This is a genomic window from Kordiimonas lipolytica (assembly GCF_001550065.1).
The window spans coordinates 305,011-311,509 of sequence record NZ_LRUB01000032.1; the positions used below are offsets into that span (position 1 = coordinate 305,011).

At 55.1% G+C, this 6,499-nt stretch carries 8 protein-coding genes and 1 tRNA gene; 6 read left to right on the top strand and 3 right to left on the bottom strand.

Going from position 1 to position 6,499, the window contains the following annotated elements:
- Positions 1-17 precede the first annotated feature (17 nt).
- Positions 18-1,445, bottom strand: a complete 1,428-nt coding sequence (locus tag KORM41_RS17170) for an NAD(P)-dependent oxidoreductase (protein WP_068151109.1) — start codon at positions 1,443-1,445, stop codon at positions 18-20.
- Positions 1,446-1,821: 376 nt separating this feature from the next.
- Between KORM41_RS17170 and KORM41_RS17175 the strand changes: the two genes are divergently transcribed.
- A complete protein-coding gene (locus tag KORM41_RS17175; RefSeq protein ID WP_068151162.1) occupies positions 1,822-2,652 on the top strand; it encodes an undecaprenyl-diphosphate phosphatase in 831 nt (276 codons plus the stop codon).
- On the opposite strand, the gene KORM41_RS17180 is transcribed toward KORM41_RS17175, so the two are convergent.
- Positions 2,649-3,590 (bottom strand): complex I NDUFA9 subunit family protein, encoded by a 942-nt coding sequence (locus KORM41_RS17180; protein WP_068151113.1) that lies wholly within the window; start codon positions 3,588-3,590, stop codon positions 2,649-2,651. The genes KORM41_RS17175 and KORM41_RS17180 overlap by 4 nt on opposite strands.
- Positions 3,591-3,802: 212 nt before the next feature.
- Between KORM41_RS17180 and KORM41_RS17185 the strand changes: the two genes are divergently transcribed.
- Positions 3,803-3,889: transfer RNA gene (locus tag KORM41_RS17185), tRNA-Leu, on the top strand.
- A 158-nt stretch (positions 3,890-4,047) separates the two neighbouring features.
- On the opposite strand, the gene KORM41_RS17190 is transcribed toward KORM41_RS17185, so the two are convergent.
- Entirely contained in the window at positions 4,048-4,269 is a 222-nt protein-coding gene (locus KORM41_RS17190) for a helix-turn-helix domain-containing protein (protein ID WP_068151116.1), read from the bottom strand.
- A 166-nt stretch (positions 4,270-4,435) separates the two neighbouring features.
- Between KORM41_RS17190 and KORM41_RS17195 the strand changes: the two genes are divergently transcribed.
- The 4 genes from KORM41_RS17195 to KORM41_RS22300 all read left to right on the top strand — a co-directional run.
- The gene (locus KORM41_RS17195) at positions 4,436-4,645 is read left to right on the top strand and encodes a hypothetical protein (RefSeq protein ID WP_068151119.1); all 210 of its coding nucleotides are present in this window, start codon (positions 4,436-4,438) and stop codon (positions 4,643-4,645) included.
- Positions 4,646-4,657: 12 nt separating this feature from the next.
- Positions 4,658-5,842, top strand: a complete 1,185-nt coding sequence (locus tag KORM41_RS17200; RefSeq protein ID WP_068151123.1) for a tyrosine-type recombinase/integrase — start codon at positions 4,658-4,660, stop codon at positions 5,840-5,842.
- Between the two features lie 3 nt (positions 5,843-5,845).
- Entirely contained in the window at positions 5,846-6,277 is a 432-nt protein-coding gene (locus tag KORM41_RS17205; RefSeq protein WP_068151126.1) for an MbcA/ParS/Xre antitoxin family protein, read from the top strand.
- A 34-nt stretch (positions 6,278-6,311) separates the two neighbouring features.
- Positions 6,312-6,499 (top strand): hypothetical protein (locus KORM41_RS22300; RefSeq protein ID WP_231727212.1); only part of this gene is annotated, 188 nt, incomplete at its 3' end.

Genomic DNA, 6,499 nt, shown 5'->3' on the forward strand with positions numbered 1-6,499 from the left:
GATAATACTCCCTCGCGTTACGCTACCTGGCGCGCTTTTTCTTTGAGATACTTCTTGATGCTGTCGGCGGCGTCGCGGCCGTCGCGGATGGCCCACACAACAAGCGATGCCCCGCGCACGATGTCGCCTGCGGCGAACACGCCGTCCAGGTTGGTCATCATGCTTTGGTGGTCCACCGTTACCGTGCCCCAACGCGTCACCCGAAGCTCAGGCGCGCCAAACATGGCCGGCAGGTCTTCGGGCTCAAACCCCAGCGCCAGAATGGCCAGGTCGCAATCAAGCGTATAGGATGAATTCGGCACCGGTTCCGGCGCCTGGCGGCCCGTGGCGTCCGGTGCGCCCAGGCGCATCTCGTAAACGCGGACACCTTCGACAACATCGTCGCCCGTGAAGGCCTCCGGCCCCGCGAGCCAGACAAATTCAACGCCTTCTTCCTCCGCGTTCTGCACTTCGCGCACAGAACCGGGCATGTTTTCCCGGTCGCGGCGATAGACACATTTCACAGATTTGGCGCCCTGGCGCACGGCCGTGCGCACGCAGTCCATCGCGGTGTCGCCACCACCGATCACAACTACATTCTTGCCGGTCGCATTCAGGCTGCCGTCATTATATTCCGGCACATCATCGCCCATGCCCACCTTGTTGGAGGCTGTCAGGTAATCCAGCGCCTCGCGGATGTTGCCAAGACCCACACCCGGCACCTTCAGGCCGCGCGCGCGGTAAACACCAGTGGCGATCAGAAGCGCATCATGCTTTTCCCTGAGCTCGCTCAGGCCCGCCTCGTCACCCACCTCGAAATCCAGATGGAACGTGATGCCGGATTGCTCCAGCCGGCCCGTACGGCGCTCCACCACATCCTTTTCAAGCTTGAAGCCGGGGATGCCGTATATCAGCAGGCCGCCAGCGCGGTCATGCCGGTCATAGATATGAACCTGAAAACCCGCTTTCCGAAGTTCTTCAGCCGCCGCAAGGCCCGCCGGGCCCGCGCCGATGATGCCAACGCTTTCCTTCAGCTCCACGCGCGGGGTGATCGGCTTGATCCAGCCCTGCTCCCAGGCATTGTCCGTGATGAATTTCTCTACGCTGCCGATGGTGACGGATTTGAAATCCTTCTCGATCACACAGTTGCCTTCGCACAGGCGGTCCTGTGGGCAGATGCGGCCGCAGATTTCCGGCATATTGTTGGTGGAAGCCGCCATCTCGTACGCTTCCTCCAGCCGGTTTTCAGCCGTCAGGCGCAACCAGTCTGGAATATTATTCCCGAGCGGGCAGTGAATATGACAGAAGGGCACACCGCACTGGCTGCAGCGGCTGGCCTGTTCTTCTGCGCCTTCAATATTATAGCGCGCGTAAACTTCGTCGAAATCGCCGACGCGTTCTTCCGCTTTGCGCTTTTCCGGCATTTTCTGGTCGATCGAAACAAATTTCAAAAGATCGTCGGCCATAAGTCACCCTTCTTCTGGTCACGGTTTATCTCGAATCTTCAGACACTTGGAGACAAAGGGAGGCTTCGGCGGTCCTTCATTCAGGGTCGTCGGCAGAGCCTCTGGATTGTCGCGTAATAATAGTGTCTGCGAATCTGCTTGTGCGCATTATATGTTCAAAAATCTCAAATTTCGAGTAAAAAATGCATAATAGGACATAAAAGCTGACCTATTATAGCTAAACCCATTGAAAATATCGAGTCTTTTTCGGTGATGGTCGCTTATTTTAGTACCACATTGGTATCATATAGAATGTCGCATCCCGGATAGGGCGCTGATATAAGGAATCAACAAATTGGTCGGCGCGCTGAATGCCGGCTTAGGGGAGGACATTCTTTTGACCGCGCTGCATATTTTCGTTCTGGCCATTGTCCAGGGCATCACCGAATTCCTGCCCATCAGCTCAAGTGGTCATCTGATCCTTGTGCCCGCGCTCACCGGCTGGCCGGATCAGGGGCTGATGATGGATGTGTCGGTGCATGTGGGCACGCTTGTCGCCGTGCTCCTGTATTTCCGTGAGGACACCAAAGGCCTGTTCCTGGCGGCACTTGGCGCAGTTGGCATCGCGCCTGCCCGCCGCGCGGTCGCGGACACCATCTATGCGAAGCTTTTCTGGGCGCTGGTGATCGCCACCATCCCGGCGGTCATCTTCGGCTTCGCGGTGAAAGTATCTGGCCTTGCTGACCTGATGCGCGGCGCGGCCGTTATCGCTACCACCTCGATCGTGTTCGGCCTCTTGCTGTATGTTGCCGACAAAAAAGGCGCGACCGAGAAGATGCTGGACCGCATGGCCGTAAAGCCCGCGCTGATCATCGGTTTCGCGCAGGTTCTGTCGCTGATCCCCGGCACCAGCCGCGCCGGCATCACCATGACGGCGGCGCGCTATCTGGGCTTTGGCCGGCAGGAAGCGGCGCGTTTTTCCATGCTGCTGTCGATCCCGACAATATTGGGCGCCGGCGTGCTCTTGGGCAAGGATGTGGCCGACAGCGGCGATCCGGTGATCTGGGTCGATGCCGCCATCAGCGCCGGGCTGGCGTGCCTTGCAGCCCTTGCTGCGATCCATTTCCTGATGAAATGGCTGGAGCGCGCCAATATGACCATCTTTGTGGTTTACCGCGTGCTTCTGGGCGTCGGGCTGTTTGCTCTTATCGGGACAGGCACCATCTAGGACGCCCTGAACTGCCCCTTCGGCTTATATTGCTGGCTGTAGCGCGGCAGCACGCCCGCGATCCCGGTTGGTGTAATACCGAAGGCCTCGAACCCTTCCGCCCCTTCCGACACGATATTGTCTGACCTGAGGAGCGTCACCTGATCGCGCGTCAGCGGCGGGTTCGGCAGCATCTGCATAAAGGTGGCCTGCAGCATCGCCAGGCCCCACGGCACGCGGATGATTGGCCGGTGGGTGCCGATGCGGTCCATCATGTCCTGTAGAAGGGCGCGAAGGCTCATTGCTTGCGGGCCGCCAAGCTCGAACGTCTTGCCCTCAAACGCGTCACCGCCACGGCTCGCCATCACCGCCGCCGCCGCCACATCGTCCACATAAACGGGCTGGAACTTGGTGTCCGCGCCCGGAATGGGCAGAATGGGGAACATCTTCACCAGTTTGGCGAAGCGGTTATAGAAGCCGTCTTCCGGCCCGATCACAACGCTGGGCCGCAGGACCGTTGCTTTCGGGAAGGCCGACAGCACCGCGTCTTCGCCCATGGCCTTGGTGCGGGCATAGCGGCTATCGGATGCGTGCGTGGCCCCCAGCGCCGACATATGCACCATATGTTTGACGCCTTCCTCTGACGCCACACGGGCCACAAGCCCCGCGCCTTCCGCCTGCAGCGCCTCAAACGTCTGCCCGCCACTGTTATAAAGAATACCTACCAGATTGATCACCGCGTCCGCGCCGCGGATCGCCCGCCTGACAGAGGCCTCATTCTTCAGATTCGCGGCCATCAGCTGTATCTGGCCCAACTCCCCCAGCGGCTTGAGGAACAGCGCCTCATTGGGGCGGCGCACGGCCACGCGCACCCGCGCGCCTTCGCGCGCCAGCCGTTCCACAATATATCTGCCGATAAAACCAGACCCGCCAAAGACGGTAACAAGCCGATCTTTCATCGCCTAAGTCCTTTCATCAAAAAGAAACTTTACCCTGGTGGGATGAGTGTAAACCCTTTGGGCGCCGGTCGCAATTCGCCCGCAACCGGTCTCTATACGCAGCGGCCCCATGCGCCGGATGGACCCGCCCGCAAATTTTGTGATTTTTTTGGAACAGGATGCTTGACAGCACCCCCTCAGCCGCGCTAAATCCCGCCGACCAATTGATCCGTGCCCAGATGGCGGAATTGGTAGACGCGCTAGCTTCAGGTGCTAGTGTCCGTATGGACGTGGAGGTTCGAGTCCTCTTCTGGGCACCAATCAAAAAGCCTTTTGTTTCCAAATGGATACGAAAGGCTTTTTGCTTTTTGTGAACGCGCGCACCCTAGGTTCAACCCGCCCTTGGGGACCATAAAGGGACCACGTGGGGACTACGGCCTCTAAGGCAAGTGCTCCGCAGGCCTCCCTTATCTCCGAATCAATCAGGGATATACTCCAGCAAATCTTGGATTCTGCAATCGAAGTATACACACAAACGGTTCAAATTTTCAGTTTTGGCATTGTAGTCATGCACTGACTGCATCTTGGACAGTGTGGTTTTACTGATCCCTGTTGCTTCAGCAAGCTCATCCAACTTGATCTTGCGCTTCTCGGCGATTTCCTTTTTCGCCACCAGCTCCCTGAGCAATATCCGAATCATTTCCGCCTCTCTGCTTTCCCATCCTCATTTAAATAGCACGACACTTTTTCAAAGCCCACGAGAATAAATTTAAGTGTGCTTTAATTTTTATATTGACCAATCACAATTAAACATGTTTAAGTCTACTTGGATTTAACGAAGCGTACATCAACAGCGGAGCCTTAACATGACCTACCTAACGACCAACGAACTCTCAGAACGTATCAAATACGACCCGCGCACCATTCGGAATTGTCTGAAAGACAGTGTCCTCTTTGAGGGTGTTCATTACATCCGCCCTTTTGGCGGGCGCAAAATTCTCTACATCTGGGAGAAAATTGAAAAAGACATGGCCATCGCGCCCTCAATCAGCACCTTGCTTGCTGGCATTCAGTAAGGGACATGCCCTATGGCAAGTGTAAATACCAAAAATGGAAAACTCTTCATCGACTTCCGATACAAAGGGATCAGATGCAAAGAATATACGCGGCTGCCGGACAAGCCACAAAACCGAAAGCGGCTTACAGAAATTGCAGCCCGGATTGAAGCAGAGATCCTGTTGGGCACTTTTGAGTATGCCAGATATTTTCCAAATTCAAATCAGGTAGAAAAGCTCCGGATCATTGAAAACCGTACAGCATGTGCACGATCAAGCATGCCCACTTTCGAAGAGTTTGCGGAGGTATGGTTTCTTGAAAAGCAACCAGAGTGGCGAAATAGCTATATCACTAACATTAGGCAAACGATGGACAAGTATCTGTTGCCGACGTTTGGTGCAAAACCACTCGATACGATTACCAAGGCAGACATTCTATCGTTCAGGAGCGATCTCGTTCGGCAAGACGGCCTAAAAGGTCGGAAATTATCACCGTCACGCATCAACCATATCCTGACCCCAGTTCGGCAGATTCTGACAGAAGCGTCGGACCGATATAGCTTCCAGACACCCTATCGAAACATCAAACCCATCAAGGTACCTCGGTCAGATGTTGAGCCCTTCACTCTACAAGAAGTGAAACTAATTCTGGATCATATCCGGGAGGACTTTAGGGCCTACTACACCGTCCGCTTTTTTGCCGGGTTGCGAACAGCGGAAATTGACGGCCTCCCATGGGACTCGGTGGACCTTGAAAGACGGCAAATCCTTGTAAAACAAGCCATCGTGAACGGCGAGGTTGTTCCGACCAAAACAGACGGATCCTACAGAACTGTCGATATGTCCGGGCCTGTCTATCAGGCCATGGCTGAGCAGCAGAAGGCCACCAAAGGGCAGGCCTATGTTTTCTGCAATGGTGCAGGGCAACCGCTGAGACACAATGATGTCACCAAGAAGATTTGGTATCCCATTCTAAATCTCTTGGGCCTAAAAAAGCGCCGCCCCTACCAAACACGCCATACCGCCGCCACACTCTGGCTTGCTGCTGGTGAAAATCCCGAATGGATTGCCCGCCAAATGGGCCACAGCAACACCAAAATGCTATTTGAGGTCTATAGCCGCTATGTCCCCAACCTTACCCGAAAAGACGGCTCAGCTTTCGAGCGACTATTGAAAGCTGAACTCAACCACCCACTAGCCACGACAGACAAGGAATAAGAAATGACCCGGATGAAATATGCAAAACAAACAGCCCCCAAACTATTGCCGGCAGACCCTTTCCACCAGAAACTTACCATTGAGCTTTCCTTCACAATCATGCGCGGTTGGGCATTGTCTGACAGCGAGCAATTCACACTGACCGGCCTCAAAGACACATATATCTTTCAGTTGTGGCAACAGCGGGTTTTCACCGAACTGAGCAAGGAGACCTATCTTCGCCTTGCCTGCGTCATCGATGTAAACCGACAGCTAAAGCTAATGGGCACGTCAGCCACTTCAGCCGTCCGGTGGCTCAAGTCGAACAATCCTGCTTTTCAGGATCAAAGCCCCCTCCATCATATGCTCGGCCATGGCCTGGAAGGCATTCAAGATGTGAGCAGGGTTCTTTGTCAGCAGGTTCACTACCCGCTCAACACCACCCACCTTCATTAACCGCCCTATCCACGACCCGCCAAAGGAGGCACCGATGACTGCTTCTCACGCTACTGCTACGCCTAAAATCGCCGGTACACAGCCCCTAAAGACAGTGACCGCAGAATATCTCACCACCTGTCACAAAGAGTTCATTGCGTGGCTCTTTGAACAAGCTGCCAAAGGCGGTTATCACATTCTGCTCGTGCTAGCAGGATTGATCTCTGAAGCCACAAACTGGTT